The organism is Rodentibacter mrazii (genome assembly GCF_001998825.1).
Taxonomy (GTDB): Bacteria; Pseudomonadota; Gammaproteobacteria; order Enterobacterales; family Pasteurellaceae; genus Rodentibacter; species Rodentibacter mrazii.
The window spans coordinates 14,026-32,276 of sequence record NZ_MLHG01000036.1 but is presented as its reverse complement, the minus strand read 5'-3'; the positions used below and the strand labels follow the sequence as shown (position 1 = coordinate 32,276).

The window sequence follows — 18,251 nt, the reverse complement described above, 5'->3', positions numbered from 1 at the left end:
AGGTTAATGTATGACATGTAAAGTTCTTAGAATTGGTGTCTTTTTTGATGGGACAGGAAATAATTTATTTAATGATGAAGCACGATTAAGTAAAAATGGTGTAAGCAATATAGGTAAGCTTTATCGTTTATATGAAGATAATAAAATATTAAAAGGAAAAAAGTTAACTGAGTGTGAAATTACCATAAAAGCGATTTATATTGAGGGAGTTGGAACTAATGCTGGTCAAAAAGATTATTCATCGGGAGGGGCATTTGGTGCTTTAGGTGGCGAGCGAGTTAACTTGGCTGTACAACAGGTGTCAAAGCTTCTCAAAATATATTCAGACGAAGAATATCAACATCAAATAGATGTATTTGGGTTCAGTCGTGGGGCTGCAATGGCTAGAGATTTTATTAACTCTTTAAATATGCTTAATCAATTAAAGTATAAATATAAATTTGTTGGTTTATTTGATACAGTTGGTTCTTTCGGTTTTCCTGGAGATGATAAAAACTGGAAAGCAAAAACGAAACATTTCTCGGAGGGGAATCTTGAAATATTGGTTAGAGATATTTTTGGTTCAGCACCACCAAAAGAATATTACGAAGAGTTTAATTTTAACCTTTCCCCTCAGAGTGCCGAACAAATCGTGCATTTTGTTGCGATGGACGAATATCGTAAAAATTTCCCATTAACCAATACCAATGGAGCCGGCTTGACTTATGAATTTATTGGTGCACATTCTGATGTAGGAGGTGGCTATGCGAGTGTGGAAAAAGAAAAAATAGCCGATGTGTTTGATAAGAAAAAATCAAACCAAGAAAATGAGAAGTCATTATTGTCAGCGGCAGAAAATGATATTCAAATTGGTGAAAATTGGAAATGTGGCATACCTATTGCGAGTTCGCCTTATCAATTTCTAGGAGTTAAATACTGCAAAGGTGAGCGGACAGTAACCGATGATTTACAAAAAGTGGCACTTATTGCTATGTATCGTTTAGCTATAAAGGCAGGTGTGCCATTTAAGAAAAATATTCACGATAAATATCCTGATATTCCCGAGCCGAATATTCCTGATGAGCAGGGTTACACAGAGGAATTTGAAGGAAATCTTGAACAAAATATGCAAGCATTAGATTGGACGAAAGAATTACAAGACTATTGCACGATAGCAACAAGAAATATTACGGAATTACATGATTTTTTAAATGAAGGAGAAAAACGGACAAATGGCGGACAGGGCGCATTGCGGGCAGATCGAAATATTCCACATCTGAAAATTTTAGCAAAATATGCACACCATTCTGCCGGTATTTTTAAGAATGAGGTTTATCTTCCCGCTCCGTTAGGATTTAAGCATCGGTTATATAATAATACAGTGGAAGACATTGCGAAATCTCCGATTAATCGAGATAAGAGAACAAAGATACCAAAAAGGAATATTTTTGATAATAATCCTAGATTGGCAGTCATCAAGAAAGATTAATTGTTAAAATAATTTAAGGGGAGCTCCGTTATCACAAATGAACAATAGCGGAACCCGCATTGCAATAAATTCTGTAATTAATCAATATGCTTTTCACATTTTATGCGATTTATGGTATTTTATCGACCGATTTTCAATTCAAATTTAATAAGGAAAACATACAATGGAAGCTCAAAGCCCAATGTCCACGTTAATTATTTTCGTGATTTTCGGTTTAATTTTTTACTTTATGATTTATCGCCCACAGGCAAAACGTAATAAAGAACATAAAAAATTGATGTCTGAATTAGCCAAAGGCTCAGAAGTACTGACAGCCGGCGGTCTGATGGGAAAAATCACCAAGGTGATTGAAGACAATAACAGCGTGGTAATTGCATTAAACGAAACAACAGAAATCACAATTAACCGCAACTATATTGTAACTATCCTTCCAAAAGGTTCTGTAAAGACCCTTTAATCCTCCATTCATAAAGGGAAAACTATGTTAAATCGTTACCCATTATGGAAGAATCTAATGGTGATCCTCGTGGTCGCCATTGGTGTTTTATACTCTCTTCCAAATATTTATGGTGAAGATCCCGCAGTACAAATTTCAGGTACTCGCGGGCAACAAGCCAATACGACTACATTAGGACAAGTTCAAGAGGTCTTAAAAGCCAACAATCTTCCAACAAAATCTATTGTTCTTGAACAAGGTTCTATTTTAGCCCGTTTCAATAATACGGACGATCAATTACTTGCTAAAGATAAAATTGCCGAAAAACTCGGTACAAACTATAGCACGGCTTTAAACCTTGCACCGGCGACCCCTACTTGGTTAAGCAGTATAGGGGCAAACCCAATGAAATGGGGTTTAGATCTGCGCGGTGGGGTACGTTTCTTGATGGAAGTGGATATGAACTCCGCGCTGGCAAAACGTCAAGAGCAGTTACAGGACACATTACGTAACGATCTTCGCAAAGAAAAAATTCAATACACGGGGATTAAGAACACCGATAATTTCGGTATAACCATTACGCTTGCCAATCCTGCTCAGCTCTCAAAAGCGACCCGTATCATTCGCCAAACTCACCCAACCTTAGACGTGAGCGATTCAGGCAACGATACACTAAATTTATCCCTATCTACGACCGCACTTAATGAAGCACGCGATTTGGCGATTGAGCAAAACTTAACAATTTTGCGTAAACGTGTTTCAGAATTGGGCGTAGCCGAAGCGGTAATACAGCGTCAGGGTGCAGAACGTATCGTCATTGAATTGCCGGGTGTACAAGATACTGCACGTGCGAAAGAAATTCTTGGCGCAACGGCAACCCTTGAATTCCGAATGGTGAACTCTACGGTGAATGCGGAAGCGGCGGCTCGCGGTATTATCCCGGCGGATTCAGAATTGAAATATAACCGTGAAGGTCGTCCCGTTGTATTGTTAAAACGCCCGTCTTTAGGCGGTGAACATATCATCAACTCAAGTGCGGCACTCGATCATCAATCCGGAATGCCACAGGTAAGCGTAACTCTAGATAGTGAAGGTGGGGAGCAAATGCTGCAACTCACCAAAAAATACTATAAAAAACCAATGGCAACCCTTTACGTTGAATATAAAGACAACGGCAAGAAAGATGAGAACGGTAAAACCATTCTTGAGAAAAGCGAAGAAGTCATCAACGTTGCTACGATTCAGGCTCGTTTTGGTGCCAACTTTCAAATTACCGGTGTCGACAGCATGGCGGAAGCCAATAATCTTTCCACTTTATTAAAATCAGGTGCGTTAATCGCTCCGGTACAAATTGTGGAAGAACGTACTATCGGTCCGTCGCTCGGTGCGCAAAATGTTGAGCAAGGTATGAACGCCAGTTTTTGGGGATTAATCTCCGTTATCATATTTATGCTTATCTACTATAAGCTTTTTGGTATTATCGCAAGCCTTGCAATGGTCATTAATATTGTCTTGTTAGTGGGTTTAATGTCTATTCTTCCGGGCGCAACATTGTCTATGCCGGGAATTGCGGGTATCGTATTAACCCTTGGAATGTCAGTCGATGCCAACGTATTGATCTTTGAGCGTATTAAAGAAGAAATCCGTAACGGACGCCCTATCCAGCAGGCTATTAATGAAGGTTACAACGGAGCATTTACTTCTATTTTTGACGCGAACCTAACCACTATCTTAACGGCCATTATTCTTTACGCAGTGGGAACCGGCCCGATTCAAGGCTTCGCAATTACCCTTTCATTGGGTGTGGCAATTTCCATGTTTACCGCTATTACCGGAACACGCGCTCTAGTAAACGCAATCTATGGTGGCAAACGTGTTGAAAAACTTTCTATTTAATTGAGGTGACTATGGCACTTTTCGCAAGAGATAAAAACGGACATCTCATCAAAGAAATTAACGGAATTAAACTTCCGTTCCCATTAGCCGAATTTATGAAAATACGTAAATGGGGCTACGTTGTTTCAGCACTTTTTATGGCGATTTCAATGTTTTTTATCGTCACAAAAGGCTTTAACTGGGGGTTAGATTTTACCGGCGGTGTAGTATTTGATACTCACTTTTCTCAAACGGCAAATCTTGAGCAAATCCGTGATAAATTGAAAGAACATGGTATTGAAACCCCTATTGTACAGACTACGGGTTCCGTTCAGGATGTGATGATTCGCTTACCTGCCTCTGATAATGATTCAGGTATTGGTGATCGTGTGAAATCAATGTTGGTAGAGCTCGACTCAGATATAAAAATTAAAAGTATCGAATTCGTTGGACCTAACGTAGGGGAAGAATTGGCACAGGGGGCGGTTTATGCCACTTTAGCTACACTGGCTATGATGCTAATTTATATCGGCTCACGTTTTGAATGGCGTTTAGGCTTAGGGGGTATCGCCTCTCTCGCCCATGATGTTGTGATTACCCTTGGTGTCTTCTCAGCTTTACAAGTGGAAATGGACTTAACTTTTGTGGCGGCAATCCTTTCCGTAGTGGGTTATTCTATCAATGATAGTATCGTCGTGTTTGACCGGGTGCGTGAAAATTTCCGCAAAATCAGACGATTAGACACAATTGATATTATTGATATTTCCCTAACTCAAACTTTATCAAGAACAATTATGACTTCTGCAACCACGTTGATTGTAGTTATCGCATTGTTCTTCTTCGGCGGTCCGTCTATTCATAACTTCTCTCTCGCATTGCTCGTCGGGATTGGGTTTGGTACTTATTCTTCCATCTTTATTGCAATTGCCATTGCTTATGATGTTGGATTGAGACGTGAACATATGATTCCGCCAAAAGTAGATAAAGAAGTGGATGAACTCCCTTAATCAATTAAAGTGCGGTCAAAATTAACCGCACTTTTTCAAATAAAAGGCAGGAGAACTGCCTTTTCTTCTTTCTAAAAATACAAAGTACAAAGAAAATGCGCTTTAAAATAGAAAGTTATATTTTGTACGAATTTCATCTTTTTAGGTAAAAAAAATAAGCGACGATGAATATCGTCGCTAATCCTATGATAAGTATAAAGAAATTACGCAGGGTAAACAGGAAGACGTTTACAAATTGCTAATACTTTTTCTTTGGTCGCTTCAATAACTTGTTCTTCGTTTTCTGTGCCAAGTACATCTAAAATATCACACATCCAACCGGCTAAATCACGACAATCTTGTTCATTAAAACCGCGACGAGTTACTGATGGCGTACCTACTCGAATACCCGAAGTCACAAATGGTTTTTGCGGATCATTTGGCACCGAGTTTTTATTTACGGTAATGTTTGCTTTACCTAATGCCGCATCGGCAGCTTTACCGGTTAAGCCTTGTTTAATGAAACTCACCAAGAACAAGTGATTTTCCGTACCGTTTGATACCACGTCAAAACCGCGTTGTTTAAATACTTCTACCATTGCCTTAGCATTTTTCAATACGTTGGCTTGATACACTTTGTATTCCGGCTCTAAGGCTTCTTTAAAACATACCGCTTTCGCTGCGATAATGTGAACTAATGGACCGCCTTGATTAGCCGGGAATACGGAAGATTGTAATTTTTTATAGATTTCTTCATCACCACAAGAAGAAAGAATTAAGCCACCACGCGGACCGCCTAAGGTTTTGTGGGTTGTTGTGGTCACTACGTGCGCATGCGGTAACGGATTTGGATATAATCCCGCGGCAATTAATCCTGCAACATGTGCCATATCCACAAATAAGTATGCCCCAACTTCATCGGCAATTTCACGCATCTTCGCCCAATCGACCACTTGAGAGTAAGCAGAGAAACCGGCTACAATCATCTTTGGTTTAGATTCCAACGCTTTTTGGCGCACATCTTCATAATCAATCAAACCGTCCGCAGTGATACCATAAAGCACCGAATTATAAATTTTACCGGAGAAACTTACTTTTGCGCCGTGTGTTAGGTGACCGCCATGCGCTAAATCCATTCCTAAAATGGTATCACCGGCATTAATCAATGCACCGTACACTGCAGCATTGGCTTGAGAACCGGAGTGCGGTTGAACATTCACATAATCTGCACCAAATAACTCTTTTGCACGATCAATAGCAAGTTGTTCCACAATATCCGCATACTCACAGCCGCCATAATAACGCTTGCCCGGATAGCCTTCAGCATATTTGTTGGTAAATTGTGAACCCTGTGCTTCCATTACACGCGGACTGGCATAGTTTTCAGAAGCAATTAATTCGATATGTTCTTCCTGACGGCGGTTTTCATCCTGAATCGCTTGCCATAATACCGGATCGTAGTCGGCGATATTCATATTTTTAGTAAACATTGATTGTGTTCTCCTGTTATGTGATTGCGATTTACAGTGTAACCGCTTATTGGTTTAAATTTAATTAAAATTTAGTACATATTTTTTCATCTAAGGAATGAAAAAGATTCATAAGAAAAGTGCGGTCATTTTTCCTTTATTTTTTCTGCTCACGCTGAACTGCACGATAGCCAATATCACGGCGATAAAAATACCCGTTCCATTGGATCTGTTCGGCAAGTTTCAAGGCTTTTTGTTGTGCTTCAAATACGCTATCGCCTAAGGCAGTGGCACATAATACACGACCGCCATTAGTTAGCCATTTTCCTTCTTTCGCTTCTACACCCGCTAAGAAAACTTTTTCATTTTTCACCGCACTTTGTGGCAAACCAACAATTTCATCGCCTTTGCGATAATCGCCCGGATAACCTTCCGCGGCTAACACGATACCCAGTGATGCCTTAGGGTTCCATTGGGACTGAATTTCATCTAATTTACCTTCACAGGCTTTAAGGCAAAGTTCAACCAGATCAGATTCTAAACGTAACATAATCGGTTGGGTCTCCGGATCACCAAAACGACAGTTAAACTCGATCACCTTCGGCTGACCGTTCGGCATAATCATTAAACCGGCGTATAAAAAACCGGTGTAAACATTACCTTCTGCCGCCATGCCGTTTACAGTAGGATAGATCACTTCCTTCATTATGCGATCGTGAATTTCAGGCGTCACCACCGGTGCCGGTGAATAAGCCCCCATTCCCCCCGTATTCAGCCCCGTATCATTCTCACCTACACGTTTATGATCTTGACTGGTTGCCATCGGCTCGACATTTTTGCCATCTACCATCACAATAAAACTGGCTTCTTCACCATCTAAAAACTCTTCGATCACCACACGGCTGCCTGCTTCGCCAAAGGCGTTGCCTGATAGCATATCACGCACCGCATCTTCTGCTTCCTGCAAAGTCATCGCCACAATCACACCTTTCCCCGCCGCCAAACCATCTGCTTTCACCACAATCGGCGCACCTTTTTCACGCAAATACGCCAATGCCGGCTCGACTTCAGTGAAATTTTGATATTCCGCAGTAGGAATTTTGTGACGGGCTAAAAAATCTTTAGTAAACGCTTTCGAACCCTCTAATTGTGCCGCGGCTTGCGTTGGTCCGAAAATTTTTAATCCTGCTGCACGGAACGCATCTACCACACCAATGACAAGCGGCGCTTCAGGGCCAACAATGGTTAAGTCGATTTGATTATCTTGAGCAAATTTAACAAGAGCCGGAATATCGGTAACCGCAATATTCACGTTTTCGACATTCTGTTCCATTGCTGTTCCCGCATTACCAGGTGCAACAAACACTTTCTTAGCTAATGGGGATTGGGCTACTTTCCAAGCAAGGGCGTGTTCACGACCGCCGTTTCCGATAATTAAAATGTTCATGATATGTCCTTGTCTGTTCAACTTTCCGTGGGTAGGCTTACCCGCGGTTAAAAATAAGCATACCCCTTTGGGGTATTTGTGAAATCAACCCATAGGGGTTGGACTATGCGTAACCGAGGGTAAACTTACCCTCGGCACAGGCTAAATATTAGTGCCTAAAATGTCTCATCCCAGTCAATACCATCACCATTCCGTGTTCATCTGCCGCATCAATCACTTCTTGATCACGCATTGAGCCACCCGGGTGAATCACACATTGAATCCCCACTTTCGCTGCGGCGTCAATGCCGTCGCGGAATGGGAAGAATGCATCGGATGCCATCACACAACCTGCGACTTCCAAGCCTTCATCCTGTGCTTTGATTCCTGCAATTTTAGCGGAATAAACTCGGCTCATTTGCCCTGCTCCAATACCAATCGTTTGGTTATTTTTCGCATAAACAATAGCATTGGATTTCACAAACTTCGCCACCTTCCAACAGAATAATAAATCTTTCAGTTCTTGTTCGGTCGGTTGACGCTTGCTCACCACTTTTAACTCTTCTAAACCAACCATCCCCAAATCCGCATCTTGCACTAATAAGCCACCATTCACCCGTTTAAAATCTAAACGTTGGGTGCGGGCTTGCCATTCGCCACATTCAAGTAAACGAACATTTTTCTTGCGTTTCACTACGTCAACCGCTTCCGGTGAAACTTTCGGTGCGATAATCACTTCCACAAATTGGCGTTCAACAATTTCTGTGGCGGTTTTTTCGTCTAATTCACGGTTGAAGGCAATAATTCCGCCAAAAGCAGAGGTTGGATCGGTTTGGTAGGCACGGTTGTAAGCCTCTAAGGTATCTTTTCCTAATGCCACACCGCAAGGATTGGCATGTTTGACAATTACACAAGCCGGTTCGTTAAATTCTTTCACACATTCAAGTGCGGCATCCGTATCGGCAATATTATTGTAAGAAAGGGCTTTGCCTTGTAGTTGAGTCGCAGTGGCGACACTGGCTTCTTTTACATTGAGATCTACATAGAAAGCAGCATTTTGGTGGGCGTTTTCACCGTATCGCATGGTTTGTTTACGCACAAAATTCAAGTTTAACGTGCGTGGAAATTGACCGCACTTCGCATCAACATCCTCTTCGGCTGCTACATGATAAGGCTTAACAAGCTGACCAAAATAATTTGCAATCATCGAATCATACTGTGCAGTATGTTCAAAGGCTTTGATGGCAAGATCAAAACGGGTTTCCAGCGTTAAGCTGTTTTGATGTTGATCCATTTCCGATAGGATTGCATTAAAATCCTTATTATTCACAACAATAGCAACATCTTTGTGGTTTTTCGCTGCAGAACGCACCATAGTCGGACCGCCAATATCAATATTTTCTACCGCATCCTCCAGCGTGCAATCCAGCTTTGCAACGGTTTGTGCAAAGGGGTATAAATTCACCACCACCATATCAATGCCTTCAATACCATGTTGTTGCATGATGGCGTCATCTGTCCCACGGCGGCCTAAGATTCCCCCGTGAACTTTCGGATGCAAGGTTTTCACACGACCATCCATCATCTCAGGAAACCCCGTGTAATCGGACACTTCTGTCACAGGCAAACCATTTTGTTCTAAAAGTTTTGCCGTGCCACCGGTAGAAAGTAATTTTACGCCACGTTGCACAAGCCCTTGGGCAAATTCCACAATACCGGTTTTATCTGAAACACTTAATAAAGCCTGACGAATAGGACGATCTGTCATTACGTTTTCCTTTCATAAATAGGTTAAAAAAATAAGCGGGCAGATTATAACGCAAACGGTTGCGTAAATATAGAAAAGATTAAAGAAAAATCCGTCGAAAGAAAGGGCAGTCAAAGCAGAAAACGTTTTAAAGAAAAGCCCACATAACGTGGGCTAGCGAGGGATATAAAGGATAAAACTAAACCTTAGTTTTTGTTAAATTTATTGTCTAATGCCAATGCACCGCCACCGGCAAAAACAAAGTAGAAGAAAACAACAGAATAAAGTAATGCGAGTTCACCACCGTTTGCGAGTGGGAAAAATAATCCGCCTTTCGCCGCATGCATAAAGAAGTAAGCATACGCCATTTGACCCGATAAAATAAAGGCCGCCGGTCGGGTAAATAATCCTAGTAACACTAAGATACCACCAACGATTTCGATGATTCCACCAACGATCATTAATGGATCGGTCACTGCGCCATTGCCCCCTGTCATCGAGATAGGAAATTCCCAGAATTTTGCGGAGCCATGCAAGATAAACATATAGGCGGCCACAATGCGTAATAACGCTAAAGCATAGGGACGAAATTTTTCAAGACTGTTCATAAAGTTTCCTTGTTTAAAGATAAGTTGAAAAAACGTGCGAATCATAGCGAGTAACGTTTTATCAAACAAGTATAAAATTTGAAAAAGACCTTTTACTGTTGGTAAAAAATAAGTTAATTCTCTATTTTATTTATCCAATTCAAAAAAACTTCAGCATCCATAAACCCGGTGATACGGCTACCTGAAATTTCATTGCCTGAACGGTCCAAAAATAAAATGGTGGGTAAACCTAATACCTGATAGCGCGCCATTATGGCTTTATTTTCAGTGCTATTTTTTGTCATATCCACTTGCAGCACCAACATTTTTTCCAAGGCGTTCTGCACACTTTTATCACTGAAGGTATAACGTTCAAATTCTTTACAGGCCACGCACCAATCCGCATATAAATCCAATAAAGCAATGTTATGGGGATTTTTCGCTAACACCTCATCTAATTCTTGCAAATTTTGAATACGCTGAAATTTTATATGAGAAATTTCCGTATTTTTGACCGCACTTTGCTGACCTAATGGATGTTGCCACATGAGATTTTGCAAAGGCTGTACCGCCACCATAGCACAAACGAATGAAAGCACCTTCACACCATAACCCAAACCATTTTTCGGCATTTGCAAAGCAAACCAAACAAAGAATGTCGTTGCCAACAACGACCATAAACGAGGTTCCCAGTCTTCAGGTAAAATACGGGATAGCAAAAATACCGGTAAGGCAAGCATCACAAAGCCAAAAGATTGTTTAACCGTATTCATCCACTCCCCTGATTTCGGTAAAATTTTATTACCGAATAAAGTGATGAGCATAAGCGGAATTCCCATACCCAATGCCAATAAATAGAGGGTGATCGCACCCGTAACAAGATCTCCGCTTTGCGCTACATAAAGTAAAGCACCGGAAAGTGGCGCAGAAGTACAAGGTGAAGCAACCAGACCCGCGATCATTCCCATTAAAAACGCACCGCCAAAAGCCCCCGATGTTTGTTTTTGGCTCAAGGTATTGAGTTTGGTTTGTAGAGAACTTGGTAACTGCAACGTAAATACGCCAAACATGGATAATACAAGCAATATAAACAGCACGGAAAGCCCAATCATCACATAAGGATGTTGCAAGGCAATTTGGAACGGTAACCCGATTGCGGCCACGACAAGCCCAAGTAAGGTATAAGTGAGCGCCATACCTTGCACATAAAGAAAACTAAGAGAAAAAGCACGCAGCATATTTGAGCGTTGTTGCTGACCGATAACGATAGAGGAAAGCAATGGCAACATAGGTAATACACAAGGCGTAAAAGCCAATCCTAATCCAAGTAAGAAAAAGCCGAACACCGCATATTTACTTTGGAATAAACCTGCCGCTAAACGATCTTGTTCTGCCAAAAGTGCGGTCGAATTTTGTGGTATTTTTTCTTCCACAGAAGTAATGGATAAATCCCCCACTTTCAAGGTTTTGACTTCCGGCGGATAGCAAAATCCTTCCGTACACCCCTGATAGGAAATCTCAATATTCTGATTATCCCCAAAGGTTTTGCCGGAAACATAAGCCACTAAAGGCTTAGTAAAAACGGCGACTCTTCCAAAATAAGGATCTTCGTGTATTTCTGCATTTTGGTTGAAATTCATTGAAAGAGATTGAGGCTCAGAGCCTACTTTTGCGCTGATTTTATCTTGGTAAAGGTAATAGCCTTCTGTGATATCCCAACGAATAGAGAGTTGTTTTTTATCTTGTGAAATCTGAGCTGAAAAAGGAAACGCGTCATCAACATTTAAAAAAGACGCTTTATTATTGAATAACCCGGCTTGACTTGCAAACACGGTAAAAAGTAACGCAAACAAAAGAAAGTATTTTTTCATAGGTGAAAACATAAATTGAGAAGAGAAAAATTTTAGCATAAAGAGATTCCAAAAACTAAAAAAGCATGATTTAGATCATAAAAATAAAAAGATCATAAAAATAACCGCACTTTCCCGTTGTTACAACAATGTTACAAAGCTAAAATAGGGCATCACTCAAAAGTAAGTAAAGAGAGGACGAATATGGCGATACCACAAATTCTCATTGTTGAAGATGAAGTCGTTACTCGTAATACGTTAAAAGGCATTTTTGAAGCAGAAGGTTATACCGTTCTTGAAGCGCAAGATGGCGTGCAAATGCATGACATCTTAAAAAACAGCAGAGTAAATTTAGTTGTGATGGACATTAATCTACCGGGTAAAAATGGTCTGTTATTAGCAAGAGAATTACGTGAATATGCTAATCTACCTCTTATATTCTTAACCGGGCGGGATAATGAAGTAGATAAAATTTTAGGATTAGAAATTGGTGCAGATGATTACCTCACGAAACCTTTTAATCCTCGAGAATTAACTATTCGTGCCCGAAATTTATTACATCGTGTGATGTTGCAACATGAAAAAGAGAATAGTAATAGTGAACGTGAGTTTTATCGTTTCAACGGTTGGACATTGGATTTAAACGGTCACAATCTTATTAACCCAGAAGGAGAAACATTTAAATTACCACGTAGCGAATTCCGTGCGATGTTACACTTCTGTGAAAATCCGGGTAAATTACAAACCCGTGAAGAACTATTAAAAAAAATGACCGGGCGTGAATTAAAACCTCAAGATCGCACCGTAGATGTAACAATTCGCCGTATTCGTAAGCATTTTGAAGATCATCCCGACACCCCAGAAATTATCGCGACAATTCACGGCGAAGGCTATCGATTCTGTGGAGAGATTGAACAATAGTCAAAGTAAATTGGAAAGGGCTGAAAATTCAGCCTTTTTCTTTTATGCGTTCAACTTTGCGATCAAGAGGCATATTCGGTAAAATCAGCAAAAATTTAAAATGTAGTAAATTATGACAAAGAAAAAACTAAAACCGGGTTCAAATACTATCGCTCTAAATAAACGGACCCGACATGATTATTTCATTGAAGATGAAATTGAGGCTGGGCTTGAATTGCAAGGCTGGGAAGTCAAATCTATGCGTGCGGGCAAAGCAAATATTAGCGACAGCTACATTATTTTCAAAAATGGAGAAGCCTATTTATTTGGGGCAACTATCCAACCACTCAGTCTGGCTTCAACCCATATCGTATGTGATCCTACCCGAACCCGAAAACTCCTACTTAACAAGCGGGAATTAGAATCTCTTTTTGGTAAATCCAGTCGTGATGGCTTTACTATTGTTGCCCTTTCTCTCTATTGGAAAGGGGCTTGGGCGAAAATTAAAGTCGGATTGGCTAAAGGCAAAAAGCAACATGATAAACGGGACGATATTAAAGATCGCGAGTGGAAACTGGCAAAAGAGCGAATTATGAAAAATGTCAACCGTGGATAATTTTTCTGTATAAAAAACAAAGTGCGGTCGATTTTAACGATAAAATCAACCGCACTTTTGCTAGACGGATTAAGGTTTATAAATAAACTCTATACCTTCGTCATCTTCTTCCGTCCAATCATCATCCCAATCGTCATCATCAAATTGATGTTCTGCCAGCTGTTCTTGATGATAATCTTCCCATTTAAATTTTACTTCTTCCGGAGCAAGCGTCGGTTCTTCCATTTCTCGTGGGTGGGCTTCAATGAAATCCATAATATCGCGACATAACGAAGAAACATTTTTTCCTGTTGCCGCTGAAATTAAGTAATAGTCTTCATCCCAACCTAAACGCTCGGCGATGTCTTTAGCGCGCTCATTCGCTTCTTCATCCGTCATCGTATCAATTTTATTGAACACTAACCAACGCGGTTTTTCAGCTAATTTCTCACTATACTGAAACAACTCCGATTCAATGATAGCAACATTATCCGCAGGATCGGAACTATCAACCGGGTTGATATCCACAAGGTGAATAAGCACTCGGCAACGTTCCAAATGTTTCAGGAAACGAATTCCTAATCCTGCACCTTCTGCTGCCCCCTCAATCAATCCCGGAATATCGGCGACCACGAAACTACGGGATTCATCCATTTTCACCACACCAAGGCTCGGCACTAATGTGGTAAACGGATAGTCTGCGACTTTAGGTTTAGCGGCGGATACAGCCCGAATAAAGGTTGATTTTCCGGCGTTCGGTAATCCCAACATGCCGACATCTGCAAGCAACATCAATTCCAACAACAAATCCCGCTTTTCACCGGGTGTTCCCATGGTTTTTTGGCGTGGGGCACGATTGACGGAAGATTTAAAACGCGTATTTCCAAGCCCATGATAACCGCCTTTTGCCACCAACATTTTTTGACCATGTTTGGTTAAATCACCCAAGGTTTCTTTTGTATCGTTATCAATGGCACGAGTTCCTACGGGTACAGGCAAAATAATGTCTTTACCACGGCGACCGGTACAATCGGAACTCCGCCCATTTTCACCACGTTCTGCGGCAAAACGTTTGTTAAATCGATAGTCAATCAGTGTATTTAGATTTTCATCAGCGATTAAATAAACATCACCACCATCACCACCATCGCCACCATCCGGTCCGCCTTTAGGGATAAACTTTTCACGGCGAAAACTTACACATCCATTTCCACCATCCCCTGCCTCCACTCGAATCAGGGATTCATCAATAAATTTCATTAAAATTCTCCAAAATTTAACCGCACTTTTGACTATTTTACACTGTGCGATGGTAATAATTTGTGCCCAATTGCAGATAAAACTGCGCCGCATACTACAATAAACGCCCCAATATAGCTAATGCTATTTAATTCAGGTGCACTAAAATGTTCTGGGCTAAGGGTATGAACGATATGAGAAAAGAAAATAGTAAAAAGTGGAACTAATGTCACCACAACGCTAACTTTTGAAACATCCCAACGATTCAATGCTTCTGCATAAGAGCCATAACCGATTAATGTATTTAAACAACAATAAATAAAGCAAATCAGCGTAAAAGGTGTTAAAGCTTGCACCTGAGAAAACTCCGCCATAGGTGTAAACACAAGAGCACACCCCAAATACATCATTAATAAAATTTGCTGCGAATTAAATTTACGCAACATTAACTTTTGTGCCATACCGTATGCCACCCATATTAACGCTGCACTCACACTTAATATTACACCCGTTGAATATTGGTTAAGTCCGGTAAAAGCCTCAAAACTATCATTGAAAAATAGCCCCAATCCGATCAATAAAAGCACGATCCCTATTTTTTGATGTAACCCGAGAGTTTCTTTGAAAATAAACACACCACAAATCAACATACCAAAAGAGGATAAATGGATAAAAATCTGTGCTATCGATGGCTCAATATAATTCAGGGAACTACTAAAAAGTAAAAAATTGCCGGCAAGACCAAGTACACCAATAAGGGCAAGCCAAACATATCGCCCAATTTTTCTGAGCTCAGGCAATTGCTTTTTATAAGCAAGCAAAATAAAGAGGGCAATTGTAGCAACAACAAAACGATACCATACGATAGTTTGTGCATTCATTGCTGATAATACTTGTTTCAATGCGATTGGCAATGATCCCCATGCCATTGCAGTAATCAGTGCAAAAATAAAGCCTAATAACGGTTGTTGTTTCATAGTTACCCGCTTTGTTAGAAATAAAAAAGACAAAAACGCCCCACAAAAATTTGCAGGGCGTTTCAATCGGATAAGTTTTAAATTATTCAGTAACAATACTTACATATTTACGGCTTTTTTCGCCTTTTACTTCAAATTTAACTTTACCGTCAGCTGTTGCAAATAGGGTGTGATCTCTACCCATTCCTACATTGCTACCAGCATGGAATTTTGTACCACGTTGACGAACGATAATGCTACCTGCTAATACAGACTCGCCACCGAAACGTTTAACACCAAGGCGTTTAGCTTCAGAATCGCGACCGTTACGAGTTGAACCACCAGCTTTTTTAGTTGCCATCTATTGATCTCCTCTGAAATTATGCTTGAATCCCAGTGATTTTCACTTCAGTGAACCACTGGCGATGACCTTGTTGTTTACGGCTGTGTTTGCGACGACGGAATTTAACGATTTTAACCTTCTCGCCACGACCTTGCGCAACAACTTCAGCCACTACTTTTGCACCCGCAACTACCGGTGCACCAATTTTAACATCTTCACCATTAACGACCATCAACACTGAATCGAACTCAACTGTTGCGCCAGTTGCCAGTTCAAGTTTTTCTAAACGAACAACCTGACCTTCGCTCACACGGTGTTGCTTACCGCCACTTTGGAAAACTGCGTACATAAATACTCCGCTTAACTGTGTTTCTCTGCCTTTGGCAGCCCACACTTCAAAATTCATATAAATAGGTCGCAGATTCTATGAGAAAAACGATCTTATAGCAAGAATTTATTTACAATAAAATAAAAAAATTCCCTTTTATAACGGATTAATTTTAGAAAAAACAAAAACTCAGGTAAAATGTACCGCACTTTCATTCATTTGAGAACAAACACAAAAGATGAAAAAACAAGATTTAATGGATATGCACGCCATTCAACAATTAGCTGATCCTGATATGCAGAAAGTCAATCAGAATATTCTTGCTCAGCTTAATTCCGATGTTGCCCTAATTAACCAACTCGGCTTTTATATCGTTCAAGCAGGAGGCAAAAGGATCCGCCCGTTGATCGCTGTACTTGCTGCACGATCTTTAGGTTTCCAAGGGGAAAATGCCATTACTTGCGCCACTTTTGTAGAATTTATCCATACCGCTTCTTTATTACACGATGATGTCGTTGATGAATCGGATATGCGCCGAGGTCGTGCCACGGCAAATGCCGAATTCGGAAATGCCGCAAGCGTTCTGGTCGGTGATTTTATTTATACGCGGGCATTCCAACTTGTTGCTCAGCTAGAATCCTTAAAAATCCTTCGTATTATGGCAGATGCAACTAATGTTCTTGCCGAAGGTGAAGTACAACAATTAATGAACGTAAACGATCCGGAAACCAGCGAAGCCAATTATATGCGTGTAATCTACAGTAAAACGGCACGGTTGTTCGAAGTTGCGGGACAAGCTGCGGCAATTGTTGCAAATGCTACGGAGCCACAAGAAAAAACCTTACAGGATTACGGTCGCTATCTCGGTACGGCATTTCAGCTTGTTGATGATGTATTAGATTACAGTGCAAACGCCCAAGATTTAGGTAAAAATATAGGTGATGACTTGATGGAAGGAAAACCTACTCTTCCTTTACTTCACGCAATGCGCCACGGCAATGAAGAACAGGCGGCATTGATTCGTGAAGCAATCGAACAGGGCGGTAAGCGTGAAATCATTGATGAAATACTGGCAATCATGGCGGAACACAAATCACTGGATTATGCAATGGAGCGAGCAAAACAAGAAGCTCAAAAGGCGGTTGATGCGATTTCAATTTTACCGGAAAGCCAATACAAACAGGCATTAATATCCTTAGCATATTTATCCGTAGATAGAACTTATTAACGATTGAAATATTTTTTATCCTCTTTTAAACAATTACTTTATGAATAACCTTAAAACACAACATACGACTAATTTTCAACCGAGAACACCGAAAAAGAAGGCTCGCAAAGATCCTAATGCGCCCTTTATTCGTGAAAAACTAGAACTACCGGAGGGACACAATAAGCTCCTTCTTCACTCCTGCTGTGCGCCTTGTTCTGGTGAAGTCATGGAAGCCATTCTTGCTTCAGGTATTGAATTTACTATTTATTTCTACAATCCCAATATTCATCCACTCAAAGAATATTTGATCCGTAAAGAAGAAAATATTCGTTTTGCCAAAAAATTTGGCATTCCATTTATTGATGCGGATTATGATCGGCAAAATTGGTTTGACCGAGCCAAAGGGATGGAATGGGAGCCGGAGCGTGGCATTCGCTGTACGATGTGCTTTGATATGCGCTTTGAAAAAGCGGCCGAATACGCACACGAACATGGTTTCCCGGTTTTTACCAGCTGTCTTGGTATTTCCCGTTGGAAAGATATGAATCAAATTAACGGTTGCGGTCATCGTGCAGCTGAAAAATATGATGATGTTATTTACTGGGACTACAACTGGCGCAAAGAAGGCGGTTCACAACGAATGATCGAAATCAGTAAACGTGAACGTTTTTATCAGCAAGAATATTGTGGTTGTGTTTATTCATTACGTGATAGCAATAAATGGCGTGAGGAAACCGGTCGTCATAAAATTGAAATCGGAAAACTGTATTATTCTCCGGATTAAAACACAAGAAAAAATGACCGCCCTTTTCCCAAATACCGATTAGCCTATCAAT

At 40.6% G+C, this 18,251-nt stretch carries 17 protein-coding genes; 8 read left to right on the top strand and 9 right to left on the bottom strand.

What is annotated here, in order from left to right:
* Positions 1–10: 10 nt before the first annotated feature.
* The 4 genes from BKK47_RS06460 (at position 11) to secF (ending at position 4,786) form a co-directional block, all read left to right on the top strand.
* A complete protein-coding gene (locus BKK47_RS06460) occupies positions 11–1,468 on the top strand; it encodes a T6SS phospholipase effector Tle1-like catalytic domain-containing protein (protein WP_077494067.1) in 1,458 nt (485 codons plus the stop codon).
* A gap of 163 nt (positions 1,469–1,631) precedes the next feature.
* On the top strand, positions 1,632–1,925 hold the full coding sequence (yajC, locus tag BKK47_RS06455) for a preprotein translocase subunit YajC (protein WP_077494066.1): 294 nt from the start codon (positions 1,632–1,634) through the stop codon (positions 1,923–1,925).
* Between the two features lie 24 nt (positions 1,926–1,949).
* Positions 1,950–3,800 carry a protein translocase subunit SecD gene (gene secD / locus BKK47_RS06450; RefSeq protein ID WP_077494065.1) on the top strand — a complete coding sequence of 617 codons (1,851 nt, stop codon included), beginning with the start codon at positions 1,950–1,952 and terminating at the stop codon, positions 3,798–3,800.
* 11 nt (positions 3,801–3,811) lie between these two features.
* Positions 3,812–4,786: a protein translocase subunit SecF gene (gene secF / locus BKK47_RS06445; RefSeq protein WP_077494064.1), complete on the top strand. Its 975-nt coding sequence runs from the start codon at positions 3,812–3,814 to the stop codon at positions 4,784–4,786.
* A 203-nt stretch (positions 4,787–4,989) separates the two neighbouring features.
* Here secF and glyA read toward each other — a convergent pair whose 3' ends face one another.
* The 5 genes from glyA to BKK47_RS06420 all read right to left on the bottom strand — a co-directional run bounded on the left by glyA (position 4,990) and on the right by BKK47_RS06420 (position 11,865).
* A complete protein-coding gene (glyA, locus tag BKK47_RS06440; protein WP_077494063.1) occupies positions 4,990–6,255 on the bottom strand; it encodes a serine hydroxymethyltransferase in 1,266 nt (421 codons plus the stop codon).
* Between the two features lie 136 nt (positions 6,256–6,391).
* Positions 6,392–7,681 carry a phosphoribosylamine--glycine ligase gene (gene purD / locus BKK47_RS06435; protein ID WP_077494062.1) on the bottom strand — a complete coding sequence of 430 codons (1,290 nt, stop codon included), beginning with the start codon at positions 7,679–7,681 and terminating at the stop codon, positions 6,392–6,394.
* A gap of 148 nt (positions 7,682–7,829) precedes the next feature.
* A complete protein-coding gene (gene purH / locus BKK47_RS06430) occupies positions 7,830–9,428 on the bottom strand; it encodes a bifunctional phosphoribosylaminoimidazolecarboxamide formyltransferase/IMP cyclohydrolase (protein ID WP_077494061.1) in 1,599 nt (532 codons plus the stop codon).
* A 185-nt stretch (positions 9,429–9,613) separates the two neighbouring features.
* Positions 9,614–10,015, bottom strand: coding sequence for a DoxX family protein (locus tag BKK47_RS06425; RefSeq protein WP_077494060.1), 402 nt, complete (start codon positions 10,013–10,015; stop codon positions 9,614–9,616).
* Between the two features lie 113 nt (positions 10,016–10,128).
* On the bottom strand, positions 10,129–11,865 hold the full coding sequence (locus BKK47_RS06420; RefSeq protein WP_077494069.1) for a protein-disulfide reductase DsbD: 1,737 nt from the start codon (positions 11,863–11,865) through the stop codon (positions 10,129–10,131).
* A gap of 183 nt (positions 11,866–12,048) precedes the next feature.
* On the opposite strand from BKK47_RS06420, the gene arcA reads away from it, so the two are divergent.
* Positions 12,049–12,765 carry a two-component system response regulator ArcA gene (arcA, locus tag BKK47_RS06415; protein ID WP_077494059.1) on the top strand — a complete coding sequence of 239 codons (717 nt, stop codon included), beginning with the start codon at positions 12,049–12,051 and terminating at the stop codon, positions 12,763–12,765.
* Between the two features lie 112 nt (positions 12,766–12,877).
* Positions 12,878–13,360 (top strand): SsrA-binding protein SmpB, encoded by a 483-nt coding sequence (gene smpB / locus BKK47_RS06410; RefSeq protein WP_077494058.1) that lies wholly within the window; start codon positions 12,878–12,880, stop codon positions 13,358–13,360.
* A gap of 69 nt (positions 13,361–13,429) precedes the next feature.
* Here the strand turns inward: smpB and cgtA are convergent, their stop codons facing one another.
* The 4 genes from cgtA to rplU all read right to left on the bottom strand — a co-directional run bounded on the left by cgtA (position 13,430) and on the right by rplU (position 16,226).
* Entirely contained in the window at positions 13,430–14,599 is a 1,170-nt protein-coding gene (cgtA, locus tag BKK47_RS06405; protein ID WP_077494057.1) for an Obg family GTPase CgtA, read from the bottom strand.
* A 32-nt stretch (positions 14,600–14,631) separates the two neighbouring features.
* Entirely contained in the window at positions 14,632–15,555 is a 924-nt protein-coding gene (locus BKK47_RS06400; RefSeq protein ID WP_077494056.1) for a DMT family transporter, read from the bottom strand.
* An 82-nt stretch (positions 15,556–15,637) separates the two neighbouring features.
* Positions 15,638–15,895, bottom strand: coding sequence for a 50S ribosomal protein L27 (gene rpmA / locus BKK47_RS06395; RefSeq protein WP_005760959.1), 258 nt, complete (start codon positions 15,893–15,895; stop codon positions 15,638–15,640).
* 19 nt (positions 15,896–15,914) lie between these two features.
* Positions 15,915–16,226 (bottom strand): 50S ribosomal protein L21, encoded by a 312-nt coding sequence (gene rplU, locus BKK47_RS06390; RefSeq protein WP_005626416.1) that lies wholly within the window; start codon positions 16,224–16,226, stop codon positions 15,915–15,917.
* Positions 16,227–16,443: 217 nt separating this feature from the next.
* Between rplU and ispB the strand changes: the two genes are divergently transcribed.
* Together ispB and BKK47_RS06380 are read left to right on the top strand one after the other, a co-directional pair.
* Positions 16,444–17,433 (top strand): octaprenyl diphosphate synthase, encoded by a 990-nt coding sequence (ispB, locus tag BKK47_RS06385; protein WP_077494055.1) that lies wholly within the window; start codon positions 16,444–16,446, stop codon positions 17,431–17,433.
* Between the two features lie 40 nt (positions 17,434–17,473).
* Complete coding sequence (locus BKK47_RS06380; protein WP_077494054.1) at positions 17,474–18,199, top strand: epoxyqueuosine reductase QueH; 726 nt, start codon at positions 17,474–17,476, stop codon at positions 18,197–18,199.
* The last annotated feature ends 52 nt before the right edge of the window (positions 18,200–18,251 follow it).

Coding starts and splice junctions, on each gene's coding strand:
- BKK47_RS06460 (WP_077494067.1), top strand. CDS start 11: ATGACATGTAAAGTTCTTAGAATTGGTGTCTTTTTTGATGGGACAGGA.
- yajC (WP_077494066.1), top strand. CDS start 1,632: ATGGAAGCTCAAAGCCCAATGTCCACGTTAATTATTTTCGTGATTTTC.
- secD (WP_077494065.1), top strand. CDS start 1,950: ATGTTAAATCGTTACCCATTATGGAAGAATCTAATGGTGATCCTCGTG.
- secF (WP_077494064.1), top strand. CDS start 3,812: ATGGCACTTTTCGCAAGAGATAAAAACGGACATCTCATCAAAGAAATT.
- glyA (WP_077494063.1), bottom strand. CDS start 6,255: ATGTTTACTAAAAATATGAATATCGCCGACTACGATCCGGTATTATGG.
- purD (WP_077494062.1), bottom strand. CDS start 7,681: ATGAACATTTTAATTATCGGAAACGGCGGTCGTGAACACGCCCTTGCT.
- purH (WP_077494061.1), bottom strand. CDS start 9,428: ATGACAGATCGTCCTATTCGTCAGGCTTTATTAAGTGTTTCAGATAAA.
- BKK47_RS06425 (WP_077494060.1), bottom strand. CDS start 10,015: ATGAACAGTCTTGAAAAATTTCGTCCCTATGCTTTAGCGTTATTACGC.
- BKK47_RS06420 (WP_077494069.1), bottom strand. CDS start 11,865: ATGAAAAAATACTTTCTTTTGTTTGCGTTACTTTTTACCGTGTTTGCA.
- arcA (WP_077494059.1), top strand. CDS start 12,049: ATGGCGATACCACAAATTCTCATTGTTGAAGATGAAGTCGTTACTCGT.
- smpB (WP_077494058.1), top strand. CDS start 12,878: ATGACAAAGAAAAAACTAAAACCGGGTTCAAATACTATCGCTCTAAAT.
- cgtA (WP_077494057.1), bottom strand. CDS start 14,599: ATGAAATTTATTGATGAATCCCTGATTCGAGTGGAGGCAGGGGATGGT.
- BKK47_RS06400 (WP_077494056.1), bottom strand. CDS start 15,555: ATGAAACAACAACCGTTATTAGGCTTTATTTTTGCACTGATTACTGCA.
- rpmA (WP_005760959.1), bottom strand. CDS start 15,895: ATGGCAACTAAAAAAGCTGGTGGTTCAACTCGTAACGGTCGCGATTCT.
- rplU (WP_005626416.1), bottom strand. CDS start 16,226: ATGTACGCAGTTTTCCAAAGTGGCGGTAAGCAACACCGTGTGAGCGAA.
- ispB (WP_077494055.1), top strand. CDS start 16,444: ATGAAAAAACAAGATTTAATGGATATGCACGCCATTCAACAATTAGCT.
- BKK47_RS06380 (WP_077494054.1), top strand. CDS start 17,474: ATGAATAACCTTAAAACACAACATACGACTAATTTTCAACCGAGAACA.